Here is a 17,044-nt window from a genome sequence, read left to right as displayed (position 1 = left end):
GCGGACGGGCAGAAACCCACCCATCGCAGACGTTCGGGGTGGGTTCCATCCGTCAGGTTTTCACCACTAGGCAGCCCCGTCCGGCCGGCGCCGGGCACCGCGTTCCAGCGCCTTCAGCGCACCGCGAAAGGTGCGCACGTCCTGCTCGGTCAGGCTCATGCGGTGGAGCCGGTCGCGCATGTTGCGGGCGATGCTCTCGCGCTTTTCCGGCGGATAGAAGCCGGCGCGGGCGAGCGTCGCCTCCAGGGTCTCGAACAGCGAGAGCAGCGCCTCGCGGGTCGCCTGCTGCGCGCGAATCTCGCCGGTGAAGGGGGCCTGGGCCAGCCCCGCCGCGCGGCGCCACTCGTATCCCACCAGCAGAACCGCCTGCGCGAGGTTGAGCGAGGGAAATTCCTCGCTCACGGGGAAGGTGACGATGGCGTCGGCCAGCGAGACCTCGTCGTTCAAGAGCCCGATGCGCTCGCGCCCGAACATCACGCCCACCTTTTCGGAATTCGCGATCCGCACGTTCGCCTCCGCCATGGCGACGTCGGGCAGCAGGACGCGCTTCATCTGCCCGCGCTCCCGCGCGGTCGTCGCGAACAGGACGTTCAGGTCGGCGACGGCCTCGGGGAGCGTCGCGTAGACCTTTGCCGCGTCGAGCACGTGCGTCGCGCCGGAGGCGGCCTCGCGCATGCCCTTCTTCGGCCAGCCGTTCCGCGGCGCGACGAGCCGCAGCTCCGACAGCCCGAAATTCGCCATCGCGCGGGCGGTCATGCCGATGTTCTCGGCCAACTGCGGTTCGACGAGGATGACGACGGGGACGCTCATGCGCGGGCCTCTCGCACGGACGTCCGCCGTGCGGAAGGGCCTCCGAGCGGACGGAGGCCATCGTTTGCGGCGCTCAGATCTTCCCGTCGAGACCCATCTGATAATACTTGTGCACGATCTTGTCCTGGTTCTCGAGGAGCCAGTCGATCGAGGGCTCGTTGGTCATCGCCTTGCGGATCGCTTCCGTCATCCCGCGACGCTGGATGTCGAACAGCGCCTTGTGATCCACGGTCTCGGCCTCGATCACGCCCGGGCTGAGCCAGACCGAGCAGATGATGCCGAGGTCGTTGGCCTTGTCCTTGGGGATGTAGCCGGCGCGGACCGCGTCGAGCACGCCGTTGGCGATGGCGAACTGCACCGTGCCCATCAGGATCGAGGTGTACTTCGATTCCGTGACGCTGACCTTGGAGACGCACAGCGTCACCGGGCGCACCATGATGTCGGTGTTCAGCAGGGCGAAGACGCGGGAATGGCCGACGACCTGGTCGCCGGTCAGCGTGGCGAGAGCGGTGCCCACCGGCCCGTCGAGCTCGCCGATGATCACCTCGGGCTCGGCAGCCGTGTTCGGGGGCCCGCCGGCGACCAGCGCCTCGCCGGCCCGCAGGATGATGCGCTCGCTCATGGTTGCTCCTGACGCTCGATGGATGCGCGCTGATTTCAGCCGGAGCGCCGGATGTCCACCCCTCGCGCCGCACGGCCCGGCGCGCATGACAGCCCCGGCGGCCTGTCCGCGCCCCCGGCTTTCGTCCGGGAAAGGCCCGCGCTATGACCCGCCCCGCGGCCGCACGGCATTTGCATGGGGTCCGCCCGGATTTCTACGGAAGGCAGTGGCTCATGGACAAGATCAAGGTGGCGAAGCCCGTCGTCGAGCTCGACGGCGACGAGATGACGCGAATCATCTGGTCCGAGATCAAGAACAAGCTGATCCACCCCTATCTCGACCTGGACCTCGACTATTACGACCTCGGCGTCGAGCATCGCGACGCCACGAACGACAAGGTCACGGTCGACGCGGCCGAGGCGATCAAGCGCCACGGCGTCGGCGTGAAGTGCGCCACGATCACCCCCGACGAGCAACGCGTCGAGGAGTTCAAGCTCAAGGAGATGTGGCGCTCGCCCAACGGCACGATCCGCAACATCCTCGGCGGCGTGATCTTCCGCGAGCCGATCATCTGCAAGAACGTGCCCCGCCTCGTGCCGGGCTGGACGCAGCCCTTCGTCATCGGCCGCCACGCCTACGGCGACCAGTACCGCGCCACCGACTTCAAGGTGCCGGGCAAGGGCCGCCTGACCATCAAGTTCGAGGGCGACGACGGCACCGTCATCGAGAAGGAAGTGTTCAAGTTCCCCGCGGCCGGCGTCGCGATGTCGATGTACAACCTCGACGAGTCGATCCGCGACTTCGCCCGCGCCTCGCTGAACTACGGGCTGGCGCGCAAGTACCCGGTCTACCTGTCCACCAAGAACACCATCCTCAAGGCCTATGACGGGCGCTTCAAGGATCTGTTCCAGGAGGTGTTCGACGCCGAGTTCAAGGGCAAGTTCCAGGCGCTCGGCATCACCTACGAGCACCGCCTGATCGACGACATGGTCGCCTCGTGCCTCAAGTGGTCGGGCGGCTACGTCTGGGCCTGCAAGAACTACGACGGCGACGTTCAGTCGGACACGGCGGCGCAGGGCTTCGGCTCGCTCGGCCTGATGACCTCGGTGCTGATGACCCCGGACGGCCAGACCGTCGAGGCCGAGGCCGCCCACGGCACGGTGACGCGCCACTACCGCGAGCACCAGAAGGGCAAGGAGACCTCGACCAACTCGATCGCCTCGATCTTCGCCTGGACCCGCGGCCTCGCCCACCGGGCCAAGCTCGACGGCAACGCGGAGCTGGCGAAGTTCGCGACCACGATCGAGACCGTCTGCGTCGACACCGTCGAGGCCGGCTTCATGACCAAGGACCTCGCCCTCCTGGTCGGGCCGGAGCAGAAGTGGCTCTCCACCACCGGCTTCCTCGACAAGGTCGACGAGAACCTCAAGGCGGCGATGGCCGGCTGAGGCGTCTCCAGGCACATCGGGAGCCCCGCGACGACGGCGGGGTGGCCCGGTGCCGCATCATTTCGATGCCCGGCATGCGACCGGTCGAGGACGGCGATGCGCGCAAGCACATCGCCGTTCTCGATTCAGGCGGCGCGCACGTCGGCGAGAAACTGGCGGACTTCCGCGCGCAGCATGCCGGATTGGCCGGCGAGCGCGTCGGCCGCGGCCGCGACCGATTGCGCCGCCTGTCCCGCGCCGTCCGCCGAGTGGACGACCTCGGCGATGTCGTTCGTCACCTGGTCGGTGCCGGCCGAGGCTTCGGCCATGCTGCGCACGATCGCCTGCGTGGCGGCACTCTGCTCCTGCACGGCGTGGGCGATGCTCGTCGCCACGCCGTTCATGGCCTGGATCTGGGCGGCGATGTCCTGGATCGCCCCGGCGGCGTCTCCGGTCGCCGCCTGGATCGCGGCGACCTGCCGGTCGATCTCGGCCGTGGCGTTGGAGGTCTGGGATGCGAGTTCCTTGACCTCTGCGGCCACGACGGCGAAGCCGCGGCCGGCCTCGCCTGCGCGGGCGGCCTCGATGGTGGCGTTGAGCGCCAGCAGGTTCGTCTGCCGCGCGATGGTCGAGACGAGGCCGATCACGTCGCCGATCCGGTTCGCCGCGCGGTCGAGCGCCGCCATGGTGGATTCGGTGCGGGATGCGGCCTGCACGGCGGTGGCCGACATCGCCGTCGCCTGATCGACCTGCCGGCCGATCTCGCCCATCGTCGCGCCGATCGTGCCGGCCGCGTTCACCGCGGCGTCGACGTTGCCGCCGGTGTCGCGGGCCGCGCCCGCAGCGCGGGTCGAGCACAGGGCGGTTCCCTCCACTTCGGTGCGCATCGTATCGGAGGAGGCCTGCAGCCCGTCCACGGTATCGGAGACGCGGGCGACGATGTTCCCGACGGTCCGCTCGAACCCGTCGGCGAGTTCGTGGAGCATGGCGCGCCGCGCAGCCTCTTCGCGCAGGCGTTCCGCCGCGGTGGTCTCGAGCTGCCGGGCCGCGTCCTCCAGCGACATGTCGCGGATCTTCACCACCGCCCGGGCGATGTCGCCGATCTCGTCCCGGCGGGCGGCCGCCAGCAGCTTCACGTTCGTGTCGCCCCGCGCGAGGCGGTCCGTGTCGGCCGTCAGCCGGATCAGGGGCTGCGACAGGCTCCGGGCGAGCCACCAGGCCGTCGTCACCCCGACCAGGGTGAGGGCGCCGACGAGCCCGAGCATCGCCCAGATCGTCCATACCGTGGCGCGATGGGTCGCCGCGATCCCGGCCTGCGCATCCTCGGCGGCCAGGGCCACGGCGGCGTCGAAGGCCTCCGTCAAACGCCGGCGATGGCGCGTCATCCGTTCCGTGGTGGGAACGCCCTGCGCTGGGCGGAGGCCGAGCAGGATCTCCGCATCGCTGCGCCAGGCGGTCGCCGCGGTCCCGGCCGCGTGGGAGACGGCTCGCATCCGGTCCGACGACGCGGCCGCTTCGAGCCGCCCGAGCAAGGCCGAGAGCTGGTCGCCCTTGGCCGTGAAGTCGGCGGCGACCACCGTCATGTCGATCAGGTCGGTCATCGCGGTCACCCGCGCGACCAGCTCGTCGGCACCGTGGAAGCGGTCGCGCGCCGCGCGGCTCGCCGCGTTCGCTTCGTTCGTGCGCTCGGCGACCCGCGAAAGGTCGCCCACGGCATCCAGTCCGACCAGCCCGGTGACACCGGACAGGAGGCCCGCCAGCATCTTGAAGCCGAGGAGCGGAAGAAGGATCTTGTAGCGGATCGACATGGTGGGCGTTCCGTCGTCGCGTCAGTTCGGGAGGTTCGGCAGGGCGGTCCGGGTCTGCTCCGCCGTCAGCGTGCGCAGGAACGCGAGAAGGTCCGCCCGCTCCTGCGCTTCCAGCCGCAACGGCCGCATCAGCGGCGACTTCGAAGGGCGTGAGACGCCGCCCGTCTCGTAGAAGGCGAGGACGGCTTCGAGGTCGGCGAATTGTCCGGCGTGGCCGAAGGGGGCGCGGTAGGTCAGGTTGCGCAGGCCCGGCGTCTTGAACGCGTGCATCGCCTGCGGGTCGTCGGGCTCGAAGGCGGCACGGCCGACATCCTTGGTCGGGATGCCGATGTCGTGGAACTTGTTGTCGGTGAAGTTCCAGCCCGTGTGGCAACCGGCGCACGCGGCCTTGCCCGTGAACAGGTCGAATCCGCGTTGCGCGGCCGGCGAGATCGCGCTCTCTTCGCCCTCGACCCAGCGATCGAACGGCGCCGTGCCGGCCACGACCGTCCGCTCGTAGGTCGCGATCGCGGTCAGGATGTTGTCCTGGGTGACGCCGTCCTTGGGAAACAGCTTGCCGAACCAGGCGCTGTATTCGGGAATCTTGTTCAGGCGGCCGATGATCTCCGCGAACTTCCCGTCCATCTCGCCTTCGGCGGTGATCGGACCCATCGCCTGGGTTTCCAGGTTCGGGGCGCGGCCGTCCCAGAACAGGGTCGGAATCCAGGCGGCGTTCAGGACGGTGGGCGCCTTGCGCCCGAGGGGCTTGTTGGTCGCACCGATCGCACCGGCGACCGGGACCTCGAACCCGAACGACGGATTGTGGCAGCTGGCGCAGGAGAGGTTCTGCTTGCCGCTCAGGCGCGGATCGAAGAACAGCATCTTGCCGAGGGTCGCCGTCTGCGGCGAATACCGCGCTTCTTCCGGAAACGGGATCAGATCCGGCCGCTTGTAGGCGGCCTTGGCGGACTCCAGACTCTGGCCCTGCGCGACCGTGGCGCAGGCGATCAACGCCGCCGAAGCGAGAACGCTCAGGCAGCGTGAAAGCGCTGTATTTCTCATGATCCGGCCGACCCCCTGGTATCTCCCAAGCGTTGTGATCGACCAAAGTTAACAACCGACTTTATAAAAATTGCGATGATCAATTGTTTTTCGCAATGATGATATGACTGCAACGCTCGATAGAATTTCTACTTGGAGTTTTACTACCTGCGCCGTCCGACCACATCGCGGCAGAACCGCAGCCGGCGTTCGGCGTGATCGGCTCCGCGACCGGCGGGGATGCCTGCCATCCCGGTTCCGGGGGTCGATTCCACGCCCCAGAGCGTTTAACGCGGCGTCCAACGACGCGCGAACGCTCAAGGCCCTCGACATGATCTCCTCACCCTTGATGACCGTGATGGTCGACGCCGTGCGCAAGGCCTCGAAGGGGCTGCGGCGCGACTACGGCGAGATCGAGAACCTGCAGGTCTCGCGAAAGGGCCCCGGCGATTTCGTCTCGGCGGCCGACCGCAAGGCCGAGGAGACCCTGCGCGACGCCCTGACCAAGGCGCGGCCGGGCTACGGCATGGTGCTGGAGGAGTCCGGCGTCGTCGAGGGCACCGACAGGAGCCACGTCTGGCACGTCGACCCCCTCGACGGCACCTCGAACTTCCTGCACGGCATCCCGCACTTCGCGATCTCGGTCGGGCTCGAGCGCGAGGGCCAGGTGGTCGCGGGCGTGATCTACGATCCCGTCAAGGACGAGCTGTTCGTCGCCGAGCGCGGCAAGGGCGCCTACCTCAACAACCGGCGCCTGCGCGTCTCGGGCCGGGTCGACATGGCCGACGCGCTCACCGCCTACGGCACGCCCTATCTCGGGCGCGGCAACCATCCCCGCCTGCTGCGCGAGGTCGCCGCGGTGATGGCGGTCTCCGGCGGCACGCGGCGGATGGGGTCGGCGGCCCTCGACCTCGCCTACGTCGCCTGCGGCCGGCTCGACCTGTACTGGGAGCGCGACCTGCAGACCTGGGACATCGCCGCCGGCATCATCCTGGTGCGCGAGGCCGGCGGTTTCGTCACCTCCGCCGACGGCGCCTCGGAGCCGCTCGCCGCGAAATCGGTGGCCTGCGGCAACGAGGGCCTGCACCGCGAGCTCGTCGCCATCCTGCGCAAGGTCAACGGCTGAGCCGCGAACTGGCCAGATTCCGCGCCATCTGCTCTAAGCCGCCGATCATCACGAGGAAGGCCCGCCCGGCATGGAACGCCGCCACATCGCCCTGAAGGATTCGATCCGCTCGATTCCCGACTATCCGAAGCCCGGCATCGTGTTCCGGGACATCACCACGCTGCTCAGCGACCCGCGCGCCTTCCGCCGGGCGGTGGACGCCCTGGTGCACCCCTACGCGGGCGGACGGATCGATCAGGTCGCGGGCATCGAGGCCCGCGGCTTCATCCTCGGCGGCGCGGTCGCGCACCAGCTCTCGGCGGGCTTCGTGCCGGTACGCAAGAAGGGCAAGCTGCCCCACAAGACCGTCTCGATCGCCTACACCCTCGAATACGGCACCGACGAGCTCGAGATCCACGTCGACGCGATCAAGCCCGGCGACCGGGTGCTCCTCGTGGACGACCTGATCGCCACCGGCGGCACCGCCACCGCCGCGGTCAACCTGCTGCGCCAGATCGGCGCCGAGGTGGTCGCGGCCTGCTTCGTGATCGACCTGCCCGAGATCGGCGGCGCGCAGAAGCTGCGCGACCTCGACGTGCCCGTACGGACCCTGATGGAGTTCGAGGGGCACTGAGGCGCGCGTCGGGCATTGGGAAGCCCGCCGAAACGTTGACTCGGTAAATCCCATCCGCCATAAGCCGCGCAGTCGCGATGGCGCTCCGTTCGGGCGCCGTCCGCATGTGCATTCACACTTTAAAGACGCGTGAAGGTCGGGTGCGGCGATAGCCGCCCGCGAACGCGCCTCGACCTTTGGAGGCTTGCAGAGCCATGAAAAGAACCTACCAGCCGAGCCGTCTCGTCCGTAAGCGCCGTCACGGCTTCCGCGCCCGCATGGCCACCGCCGGCGGCCGCAAGGTCATCGCCCGCCGTCGCGCGCACGGCCGCAAGAAGCTCTCGGCCTGAGCGTGACCGTCGCGCCGCCCTTCGCGGCGCGGATGGTGCCCGAGGCGTGAGCGAGGCCGAGCTTCCCATGCCCGTAACGGACTCGCCTGCCACCCTCGCGCCCGAGGCGAACCCGCCGACGGTGACACGTCTGAGGCGGCGGCCCGACTTCCTGGCGGCGGCCGACGGGCGCCGCTTCCACACCGAGCGCCTGACGGCGCAGGGTCGCGTGCGCGACGCGGGCGAGGTCCGGGACGGCGAATCGATCGCCGGCCTCCATCTCGGCTTCACGATCACCAAGCGGGTCGGCCATGCCACCGAGCGCAACCGCATCCGCCGGCGCCTCCGCGCCGCGGTCGCCGAACTCGGCCCCGAGCTCGGTGCGGTCCCGGCCGACGTCGTGCTGATCGCCCGCCGTCCGGCGATCGACGCCGCGTTCGACACCCTCAAGGACGACCTGCGCCGGGCGATCCCCGCGGTGGCCAAGCCCCGCGGGCCGAACGCGCATCCCCGTCCGCCGCGCCCGCCCAAGCCCGGCGCCGCGAAGGGCCGCGGCAAGGGTCCTTCGACGTCCCGACCTTCCGATCGCGCTGCGGCACCAGCCCGTGCGCCCTCAGCAACCTCGAACGCGTGCGACGGTGGCCCCGATGGGCAATGACAAGACGAACATGTTCGTGGCCATCGCCCTGTCGCTGGTGGTGCTGCTCGGGTGGAACTACTTCGTCGCCGCGCCGCGCGTCGAGCAGCAGCGCCAGGCCAACCTGCAGAACCAGGCCGCCCAGCAGAGCCCGGGCGTGACGCCTGACGGCGTGCCGTCGCCCAGCCCGAAGGAGGGCGGCCCGGCCGCCCCGGTGGCCGGCACCCTGCCCAACGCGGCCACCGGCCCGATCGGCCGCACCGAGGCGCTCGCCCGCTCGCCGCGCATCAAGATCGAGACCCCGGCGCTCGCCGGCTCGGTCGCCCTCAAGGGCGGCCGCATCGACGACATCTCGCTGAAGAACTACCACGAGACCGTCGACGACAAGAGCCCCGAGATCGTCCTGCTGTCGCCGGCAGGCACCGAGGCGCCGTACTACGCCGAGTTCGGCTGGGTCGGCGCCAACGCGGGCCCGCTGCCGACCAACGACACGGTGTGGACCGCCGACGGGCAGACGCTGGGTGTGAACATGCCGGTGACGCTGTCGTGGGACAACGGCGCCGGCCTCGTGTTCAAGCGCATCCTCGCCGTCGACGACAAGTACATGTTCACGGTCCGCGACGAGGTCGAGAACAAGGGTGCGAACGCGGTCACGCTCTTTCCCTACAGCCTGGTCTCGCGCTGGGGTAAGCCGCACACCCAGGGCTACTACGTGCTCCATGAGGGCATGATCGGCGTGCTCGGCGGCGACGGCCTGCAGGAATACACCTACGACCACCTCGCCAAGGAGCCCGCCTACGGCGGTGCCAACACCAAGGGCAAGGCGTGGGCGAACGTCACCGGCGGCTTCGTCGGCATCACCGACAAGTACTGGGCCGCCGCCGCGATCCCCGACCAGGGCGCGGCCTACACCGGCGCGTTCACCGAGCGCACCGACGGCGCGACCAAGATCTACCAGGCCAGCGTGCGCGGCGACGGCCGCAGCGTCGAACCCGGCGCCACCGCCTCGACCACCCAGCGCCTGTTCGCCGGCGCCAAGGAGGTCAACACGATCAACGGCTACGAGAAGAACCTCGGCATCAAGCAGTTCGACCTGATGATCGACTGGGGCTGGTTCCACTTCATCACCAAGCCGATGTTCCGGGCGCTGGACTTCTTCTTCCACCTCCTCGGCAACTTCGGCGTCGCGATCCTGATCGTGACCTTCTGCCTCAAGCTCTTGTTCCTGCCGATCGCCAACCGCTCCTACGTCTCCATGGCCAAGATGAAGGCCGTGCAGCCCGAGATGACCTCCATCCGGGAGCGGTACAAAGACGATAAGATGAAGCAGCAACAAGCGATGATGGAGTTGTATAAGAAAGAGAAGATCAATCCCGTCGCCGGCTGCTGGCCGGTGCTGGTGCAGATCCCGGTTTTCTTCGCGCTGTACAAGGTGCTGTTCATCACCATCGAGATGCGCCACGCGCCGTTCTTCGGCTGGATCCAAGACCTGGCCGCGCCCGATCCGACCAGCATCGTCAACCTGTTCGGCCTGCTGCCGTTCGCGGCGCCCGACTTCGTCCACCTCGGCATCTGGCCGATCATCATGGGTGTGACGATGTTCGTGCAGATGAAGATGAACCCCGCCCCGCCGGATCCAGTGCAGGCGCAGATCTTTACATTCATGCCGATCGTCTTCACGTTCATGCTCGGCTCTTTCCCGGCCGGACTTGTGATCTACTGGGCTTGGAACAACACACTCTCGGTGACGCAGCAATACGTCATCATGCGCCGCAACGGTGTGAAGGTGGAGCTGTGGGACAACCTGCGGAACACGTTCAAGCGCGGCAGCAAGACCGCGCCTGCGAAGAGCTGACGTGACACAGCAGGAGCAAGAGGACGCGGCGCTCGCCGAGAGCGGGCGCCTGCTGTTCGCAGGCGCCGCCGACTTCGTCGCCGCGGCGCCCTCACTCGGCACGTTGCCGGCTATGGACGGCGTCGAGATTGCCTTCGCCGGCCGTTCGAACGTCGGCAAGTCGAGCCTCGTCAACGCGCTCACTGGGCGCAACACGCTCGCGCGCACCTCGCACACGCCGGGGCGGACCCAGCAGCTCAACTTCTTCCGGATCGGCGAACGGCTGACGCTGGTCGATATGCCGGGCTATGGCTACGCCGCGGTCGGCAAGGAGAAGGTCGAAGCTTGGACCGACCTGATCCACGCCTACCTTAAGGGCCGCGCCAACCTTGCGCGGGTCTTCATGCTGATCGATTCCCGCCACGGGCTGAAGGGCATCGACACCGACGTGCTCGACGGGCTCGACAAGGCTGCAGTGAGCTACCAGATCGTGCTGACGAAAGGCGACGCCCTGAAGAAGTCCGAAATCGACGCGCGGATCGCCGGCATCCAGGCTGCGCTCGCCCGGCGCCCGGCGGCCTACCCGCAGATCCTGCTGACCTCGAGCCGCGACGACCGCGGCGTGCCCGAGCTTCGGGCCGCCGTCGCCCGGCTGATGGCCGAGCGCGGAGCGTAATGCCGACGACGATGGCTGACCGCACCCTCGTCGCCCTGGCCTGCCTCGCCGGCGGCCTCGGCGTCGCGGCCAGCGCCGCCGCCGCCCACATCCCCGGCGCCGACAGCCTGAAGACCGCAGCGCACTTCCTGTTGTTCCACGCCCCCGCCATCCTGGCCCTTGCCGGCCTCGCCGCCGTCGGCGCGACCCATGCCGTGGCCACGCGGATCGCCGCCTTCGCGCTCGTGCTCGGCCTCGCGCTGTTCTCCGGCGACCTGGCGATTCGCGCGCTGGCGCAGCGGCCGCTGTTTCCGATGGCCGCGCCGTCGGGCGGCATCCTGCTGATGCTGGGCTGGGCGTCGGCGGCCGTCGCGGCGTTCCTGCCCGTCAGGCGTTAAAACGGTCGCGTGGCCGGCGGACCCGTGCCGGGTCGATCGAAACACCCATTCGGACTGCGAGGCACGATGCCGAAATCCGAGAAGCAGAAGATGATCGCGGGCGAGTTGTACCGCGCGGGCGATCTCGAGCTTCAGGCAGATGCGGCGGCCAACAAGGCATGGCTCGTGCGCTACAACGCAGCGCTGGCCGCATCGCCTGCGGAGCGGCGCGTACTGCTGATGGAGCATTTCGGCGGCGTCGGGGCAGGGGTCGTCGTCCGGCCGCCGTTCCATTGCGACTACGGCTACAACATCACGCTCGGCGCCGACGTGTTCCTGAATTTCGGCTGCATCGTCCTCGACGTGGTCGCGGTGACGATCGGGGACGGCACACAGGCCGGTCCCGGCGTTCAGATCCTGACTGCCGACCACCCGCGCGATGCCGAGACTCGCCGATCGGGCCTCGAATTCGGGCGCCCGATCGCGATCGGCGCCAACGTCTGGATCGGCGGCGCCGCCCTGATCCTGCCCGGCGTCACCGTCGGCGACGACGCGGTCATCGGCGCCGGCGCGGTGGTGACGCGGGACGTGCCTGCCGGCGCGACGGTGGTCGGCAATCCGGCGCGGGTCGTGGCGACGCGGTAGACTTTTAGCCCGCCCGCACCTGCAGGAACTCCACGGCCGGCCCCTGTACGTCCGAAAAGACGCCCGCCGTCAGCGCGGCGCCGTAGACGGCGGCGGTGTCGAGATTGGTGCGGAAGCGGCGGCGATCGGGCGTGCCGGAGTGTTGCGGCGTGTGGCCGTGGACGACATGCCGGCCGAAATCGCAATCTTCGGAGAGGAAGGGCTCTCGGATCCAGAGGCGGTCTTGCGCGTCCGAGATCTCCGGGTCGGTCCCGGGCCGGAAGCCGGCGTGGACGTACCAGCGTTCGGCGTCCGCATGCATCGTCGGCAGCGCCTCGATCCAATCGAGCACGTCGCCGGGGATCGCCGCCGCCTCGTCGACGCCGAACGAGGCCAGGGTCTCGGCGCCGCCGTTTCGGAGCCAGAGGTCGTCGGCGCCGGGCGTCGTCAGGGCCGAGAGCAGCATCGCCTCGTGGTTGCCCATCAGGCAGGCGACCCGCTCGGGATCGCTCCAATGCAGGCGGCTGATCGTCCGCAAAACACCGGCGCTGTCCGGCCCGCGGTCGATGTAGTCGCCGAGGAAGACGAGGCGATGCGGGCGTCCCGCCGCATGGGTCTCGATGCGGGCGAGGAGCGCGTCGAGCAGGTCGGCGCAGCCGTGGATGTCGCCGATGGCGTAGGTCAAGTCGCTCATGTCGGCCTAGTGTCGCCGCGCGGCGGCGCAAAGAAAAGCCCCGGCCGCTCGATCCGAGCGGCCGGGGCGGGGTGCGATCCAAACCTCAGTTCAGGGTCACGTTCTCGGGCCGCCGGCGCGGCTCGGGGGAGGTGCCGGCGATGACGAGCCCGGACGGGCCGACCCCGACCGGCACGCTTTCGCCGTCGTGGATCTTGCCCGACAGCAACAGCTCCGCCAGCGGATCCTGCACCGTCTTCTGGATCACGCGCTTCAGCGGTCGCGCCCCGTAGGCCGGGTCGTAGCCGCGGTCGGCGAGCCAGGCGCGCGCCTCGGCGTCCACGTCGAGGGCGATCTTGCGCTCGTCGAGCAACTTCTGCAGCCGGACGAGCTGGATGTCGACGATCGCCCCCATTTCCGCCCGCTTGAGGCGGTGGAACAGGATGATCTCGTCGATCCGGTTCAGGAATTCCGGCCGGAAGTGGTTGCGCACCACGCCCATCACGTCGTCCCGAACCGCGTCGGTGTCCTCGCCGTCCCGCTGCGCCACCAGGTACTCGGCCCCGAGGTTCGAGGTCATGATCAAAAGCGTGTTGCGGAAGTCGACCGTGCGACCCTGTCCGTCCGTCAGGCGCCCGTCGTCGAGCACCTGCAGCAGGACGTTAAAAACGTCCGGATGCGCCTTCTCGATCTCGTCGAACAGGACGACCTGATACGGACGGCGCCGCACCGCCTCGGTGAGCGCGCCGCCCTCCTCGTAGCCGACATAGCCGGGGGGCGCGCCGATCAGCCGGGCCACGGAATGCTTCTCCATGTACTCTGACATGTCGATGCGCACCAACGCGGTGTCGTCGTCGAACAGGAAGTTGGCGAGCGCTTTTGTCAACTCGGTCTTACCGACGCCGGTCGGCCCGAGGAACATGAAAGAGCCGATCGGCCGGTTCGGGTCCTGCAGGCCGGCGCGCGCGCGGCGGACTGCGGTCGAGACCGCCTCCACCGCCTCGCGCTGCCCGACGACCCGCTTGCCGATTGCGTCCTCCATCGCGAGCAGCTTGTCGCGCTCGCCCTCCAGCATCTTGTCCACCGGCACGCCGGTCCAGCGGGAGACGACGCCCGCGATGTGAGCCGGCGTCACCGCCTCCTCGACCATGCCGTCGCGCGCGACCGCGCCTTCGGCCGCCGCCTCGATCTCGGCGAGCCGCTTCTCCAGCCCGGGGATCACGCCGTAGGCGAGCTCGCCCGCGCGCTGATACTGGCCCTGCCGCTGGGCGGAGGCCAGGTCGTTGCGCGCCTCGTCGAGCTTCTTCTTCAGTTCGGCGGCGGCGCCGAGCTTGTCCTTCTCCGCCTTCCACCGCGAGGTAATGGTGGCCGACTGCTCCTCAAGGTCGGCCAACTCCCGCTCGAGCCGGGCGAGCCGGTCGCGCGAAGCCGAATCGGTCTCCTTCTTCAGGGCCTCGCCCTCGATCTTCAGGCGCACGATCTCGCGGTCGAGGTTGTCCAGCTCCTCGGGCTTCGAGTCGACCTGCATGCGCAGGCGCGAGCCGGCCTCGTCCATCAGGTCGATCGCCTTGTCGGGCAGGAAGCGATCGGTGATGTAGCGGTTCGACAGCGTGGCGGCGGCGACCAGGGCCGAATCCTGGATGCGGACGCCGTGGTGCTGCTCGTACTTCTCCTTGATCCCGCGCAGGATCGACACCGTGTCCTCGACGGTGGGCTCCGAGACGAAGACCGGCTGGAAGCGGCGGGCCAGCGCCGCGTCCTTCTCGACGTGCTTGCGGTACTCGTCGAGTGTGGTCGCGCCGACGCAGTGCAGCTCGCCGCGGGCGAGCGCGGGCTTGAGCAGGTTCGAGGCGTCCATGGCGCCGTCGGCCTTTCCGGCGCCGACGAGAGTGTGCATCTCGTCGATGAACAGGATGATGCCGCCGGCCGCCGCCGTCACCTCGGACAGCACCGCCTTCAACCGCTCCTCGAACTCACCGCGGAATTTCGCGCCCGCGATCAGTGCGCCGAGGTCGAGGGCGAGCAGGCTCTTGTCCTTCAGGCTCTCGGGCACGTCGCCGTCGACGATGCGCAACGCCAACCCCTCGACGATCGCCGTCTTGCCGACGCCGGGCTCGCCGATCAGCACCGGGTTGTTCTTGGTCCGGCGGGACAGCACCTGGATCGTACGGCGGATCTCCTCGTCGCGGCCGATCACCGGGTCGAGCTTGCCCTCGCGCGCCGCCTCCGTGAGGTCGCGGGCGTACTTCTTCAGGGCGTCGTAGGCGTTCTCGGCCGAGGCGTTGTCCGCGGTGCGGCCCTTGCGCAGGGCGTTGATCGCGCCGTTGAGCGAGGCCGGCGTCACGCCGGCAGAAACGAGCGCCTTGCCGGCCTCGGTGTCCTTCTCGACGGCGATCGCGAGCAGAAGCCGCTCGACGGTGACGTAGGAATCGCCCGCCTTCTCGGCGGCCTTCTCGGCGGTGTCGAACAGGCGCACGAGGTCGCGGGTCGCCTGCGGCTGGCTGGCGTTGCCGGACACCTTCGGCTGCTTGGCGAGCCACGCCTCGACCTGCGCCAGCGCGACGCGCGACTGGCCGCCGGCGCGGTCGATCAGGCCCGCGCACAGGCCCTCGGGGTCGTCGAGCAGCACCTTCAGCAGGTGGCCCGGCTGCAATTGGGGATGGCCCTCGCGCATCGAGAGGTTCTGCGCCGCCTGGACGAAGCCGCGGGCGCGCTCGGTGTATTTTTCAAAATTCATGCGTGTCTTCATCCTACCGCTTCGGCCTCCGCCGCCCTGGAAGGCACGGTGTCGGCCCGAGACGTTGCCTCCCCGGCGGAAACCACCGCAGAAAGCCCCGGCGCCCAAGGCCGCCGGTCACAGGGATGTGGTGTTGTAATTGCGCACCACAAGAGGGTGACGCCCCCTTGCATCCCGGCGAAGATCCGGGTCACGGTGCGGGCATGACGACGACGCTGTCCGCCCTCTACCGCTACCCCGTGAAGGGGTTCAGCCCCGAGCCGCTGGAGCGAACGGTGCTGGAGACGTCGGGTTACTTTCCCGGCGACAGGCTCTACGCCATCGAGAACGGCGATTCCGGCTTCGACCCGGTCGCGCCGCGGCACCAGCCCAAGACGAAGTACCTGATGCTGATGCGCGACGAGGCGCTGGCCCGCCTGCGCACGCGCTACGACGACGCCACGGCGACGCTCACCGTCGAGGCGGACGGCGAGACGGTCGTCGCCAAGCTCGACACCGAGGCGGGCCGGGCGACGCTGGAAGGCCTCATGCGGCGTCGGTTGCCCGACGCCCTGCGCGGGGAGCCGCGGGTGCTCGCGGCGCCGGAGCACACCGGATACCGCTTCACCGATTCGAAGATCGGATACGTCTCGCTGATCAACCTCGCGAGCGTCCGCGCGGTCGAGGAATACGTCGGCGCTCCGGTCGACCCGCTGCGCTTCCGCGGCAACCTCCACGTCGAAGGGCTCGCGCCCTGGGCCGAGCTGGAGATGGTCGGCCGCGTGCTGGAGGCGCCGAGCGGCCTACGCCTGAAGTTGACGAAGCGCACCGTGCGTTGCGCAGCGACCAACGTCGACCCGGTCAGCGGCGCGCGCGACCTCGACATCCCCTGGGCGATCGACGCGCATCTCGGCCACCGCGATTGCGGCGTCTACGCCGAGGTGATCGCCGGCGGCATGCTCGCCGTCGGCGACACCCTGACGGCGATCGGCTGAGGCGGGATCAGGACGACCGCCGCGCGACGAACACGGGTTCGCCCTCGGTGCGGCGGTGCTCGCAGGAGATCTTGAGATAGCGGTGGTCGCCGCCGGGCAGACCGGCCGCGGCGGCCATGGTCTGCGCGTGCATGACGCATTCCATCGGGGTGCGCGCCGGCGAGACGATGACGTCGAGCGCGGTCTCGCGGGAGCAATCCTGCGCCAGGAGCGTGCCGGCGCAGACGAGGGCAACGGACAACAGGTCGGACATGACGGACCTCGAGTTCGAGTGATCGACAGGTCCGCGGGGTGCTCGGGCGTTCGAGCCACCGCGTGTTTCTTGTCCGGGCGTTCCTCGTGACGACGTTTCTCTTGATGAGCTTCGGCTTGCCGACGTTGGGCTTGGTCGCGACGGTGTCTTTGCAGGGGCCGTGCCAGATCGACAGCATCGATCGTGGCTGTGACCTTGCCGCATCAGTCCCGGGCGGAGAGCCAGACAGGCTCGGGCTCGGACACCGGCATCAAGGCGGCGACCGCGTCGAGGTCGACGATGTAGTTCTCGGTCAGCAGGCGCCACATGTCGGCGGGAGACGTGGCGCTGCGCTTCAGGCCATCCACCGCCTGGGCGAGCAGCCCGGTGTGGACGAGGGTGGGGCGGGTGAGGAGCGGATCGGAGTGCAGCATGGTCGGCGGTCCCTGGAAGACACCACCAAGGTCGCAGGACGTGGTTAAAGGACCGTTAAGCACAAAATCCTGAGATAGATCAGGCTAGGGACCGACCGCGGGTCTTAAATCGGCTGGAAGCAGTGTTCTGCGCTCAACCTACGGGTGTCTTGCA

General features: G+C 69.0%; 18 protein-coding genes. 10 read left to right on the top strand and 8 right to left on the bottom strand.

The window, feature by feature from the left end:
* Positions 1–66: 66 nt before the first annotated feature.
* Both FV234_RS05045 and FV234_RS05040 read right to left on the bottom strand, forming a co-directional pair.
* On the bottom strand, positions 67–810 hold the full coding sequence (locus FV234_RS05045) for an RNA methyltransferase (protein WP_147828262.1): 744 nt from the start codon (positions 808–810) through the stop codon (positions 67–69).
* Between the two features lie 73 nt (positions 811–883).
* Complete coding sequence (locus tag FV234_RS05040; protein WP_147750169.1) at positions 884–1,432, bottom strand: formaldehyde-activating enzyme; 549 nt, start codon at positions 1,430–1,432, stop codon at positions 884–886.
* A gap of 212 nt (positions 1,433–1,644) precedes the next feature.
* Between FV234_RS05040 and FV234_RS05035 the strand changes: the two genes are divergently transcribed.
* The gene (locus FV234_RS05035; RefSeq protein ID WP_147814903.1) at positions 1,645–2,859 is read left to right on the top strand and encodes an NADP-dependent isocitrate dehydrogenase; all 1,215 of its coding nucleotides are present in this window, start codon (positions 1,645–1,647) and stop codon (positions 2,857–2,859) included.
* Between the two features lie 125 nt (positions 2,860–2,984).
* On the opposite strand, the gene FV234_RS05030 is transcribed toward FV234_RS05035, so the two are convergent.
* Both FV234_RS05030 and FV234_RS05025 read right to left on the bottom strand, forming a co-directional pair.
* Positions 2,985–4,646 (bottom strand): HAMP domain-containing methyl-accepting chemotaxis protein, encoded by a 1,662-nt coding sequence (locus tag FV234_RS05030; RefSeq protein WP_147828261.1) that lies wholly within the window; start codon positions 4,644–4,646, stop codon positions 2,985–2,987.
* Between the two features lie 21 nt (positions 4,647–4,667).
* Complete coding sequence (locus tag FV234_RS05025) at positions 4,668–5,660, bottom strand: cytochrome c peroxidase (RefSeq protein ID WP_238272491.1); 993 nt, start codon at positions 5,658–5,660, stop codon at positions 4,668–4,670.
* Between the two features lie 337 nt (positions 5,661–5,997).
* Between FV234_RS05025 and FV234_RS05020 the strand changes: the two genes are divergently transcribed.
* The 8 genes from FV234_RS05020 to FV234_RS04985 all read left to right on the top strand — a co-directional run bounded on the left by FV234_RS05020 (position 5,998) and on the right by FV234_RS04985 (position 11,861).
* Complete coding sequence (locus tag FV234_RS05020) at positions 5,998–6,792, top strand: inositol monophosphatase family protein (RefSeq protein WP_147763208.1); 795 nt, start codon at positions 5,998–6,000, stop codon at positions 6,790–6,792.
* 70 nt (positions 6,793–6,862) lie between these two features.
* Positions 6,863–7,405: an adenine phosphoribosyltransferase gene (locus FV234_RS05015; RefSeq protein ID WP_147750174.1), complete on the top strand. Its 543-nt coding sequence runs from the start codon at positions 6,863–6,865 to the stop codon at positions 7,403–7,405.
* Between the two features lie 194 nt (positions 7,406–7,599).
* Positions 7,600–7,734: a 50S ribosomal protein L34 gene (gene rpmH, locus FV234_RS05010; RefSeq protein WP_082643292.1), complete on the top strand. Its 135-nt coding sequence runs from the start codon at positions 7,600–7,602 to the stop codon at positions 7,732–7,734.
* Positions 7,735–7,801: 67 nt separating this feature from the next.
* Positions 7,802–8,371 (top strand): ribonuclease P protein component, encoded by a 570-nt coding sequence (gene rnpA / locus FV234_RS05005; protein ID WP_147828259.1) that lies wholly within the window; start codon positions 7,802–7,804, stop codon positions 8,369–8,371.
* Positions 8,361–10,205 carry a membrane protein insertase YidC gene (gene yidC, locus FV234_RS05000; protein ID WP_147828258.1) on the top strand — a complete coding sequence of 615 codons (1,845 nt, stop codon included), beginning with the start codon at positions 8,361–8,363 and terminating at the stop codon, positions 10,203–10,205. The genes rnpA and yidC overlap by 11 nt, the downstream gene beginning before the upstream one ends.
* A gap of 1 nt (position 10,206) precedes the next feature.
* Positions 10,207–10,860 (top strand): ribosome biogenesis GTP-binding protein YihA/YsxC, encoded by a 654-nt coding sequence (gene yihA / locus FV234_RS04995; protein WP_147750177.1) that lies wholly within the window; start codon positions 10,207–10,209, stop codon positions 10,858–10,860.
* Between the two features lie 11 nt (positions 10,861–10,871).
* A complete protein-coding gene (locus tag FV234_RS04990; RefSeq protein WP_246686117.1) occupies positions 10,872–11,237 on the top strand; it encodes a DUF423 domain-containing protein in 366 nt (121 codons plus the stop codon).
* A gap of 66 nt (positions 11,238–11,303) precedes the next feature.
* Positions 11,304–11,861, top strand: a complete 558-nt coding sequence (locus tag FV234_RS04985) for a sugar O-acetyltransferase (protein WP_147828256.1) — start codon at positions 11,304–11,306, stop codon at positions 11,859–11,861.
* Between the two features lie 4 nt (positions 11,862–11,865).
* Here the strand turns inward: FV234_RS04985 and FV234_RS04980 are convergent, their stop codons facing one another.
* Positions 11,866–12,534, bottom strand: coding sequence for a metallophosphoesterase family protein (locus tag FV234_RS04980; protein WP_147828255.1), 669 nt, complete (start codon positions 12,532–12,534; stop codon positions 11,866–11,868).
* Positions 12,535–12,619: 85 nt separating this feature from the next.
* On the bottom strand, positions 12,620–15,250 hold the full coding sequence (gene clpB / locus FV234_RS04975; protein ID WP_147763203.1) for an ATP-dependent chaperone ClpB: 2,631 nt from the start codon (positions 15,248–15,250) through the stop codon (positions 12,620–12,622).
* A 203-nt stretch (positions 15,251–15,453) separates the two neighbouring features.
* On the opposite strand from clpB, the gene FV234_RS04970 reads away from it, so the two are divergent.
* Positions 15,454–16,224 (top strand): MOSC N-terminal beta barrel domain-containing protein, encoded by a 771-nt coding sequence (locus FV234_RS04970; protein ID WP_147814347.1) that lies wholly within the window; start codon positions 15,454–15,456, stop codon positions 16,222–16,224.
* A gap of 7 nt (positions 16,225–16,231) precedes the next feature.
* On the opposite strand, the gene FV234_RS04965 is transcribed toward FV234_RS04970, so the two are convergent.
* Positions 16,232–16,477 (bottom strand): hypothetical protein, encoded by a 246-nt coding sequence (locus tag FV234_RS04965; RefSeq protein ID WP_147763201.1) that lies wholly within the window; start codon positions 16,475–16,477, stop codon positions 16,232–16,234.
* 203 nt (positions 16,478–16,680) lie between these two features.
* On the bottom strand, positions 16,681–16,890 hold the full coding sequence (locus FV234_RS04960) for a hypothetical protein (protein WP_147763200.1): 210 nt from the start codon (positions 16,888–16,890) through the stop codon (positions 16,681–16,683).
* Between the last annotated feature and the right edge of the window lie 154 nt (positions 16,891–17,044).

The organism is Methylobacterium sp. WL8, from assembly GCF_008040045.1.
Taxonomy (GTDB): Bacteria; Pseudomonadota; Alphaproteobacteria; order Rhizobiales; family Beijerinckiaceae; genus Methylobacterium; species Methylobacterium cerastii.
Note: the sequence above shows the minus strand (reverse complement) of the source record. Positions and strands in the feature narration are given on the sequence as shown.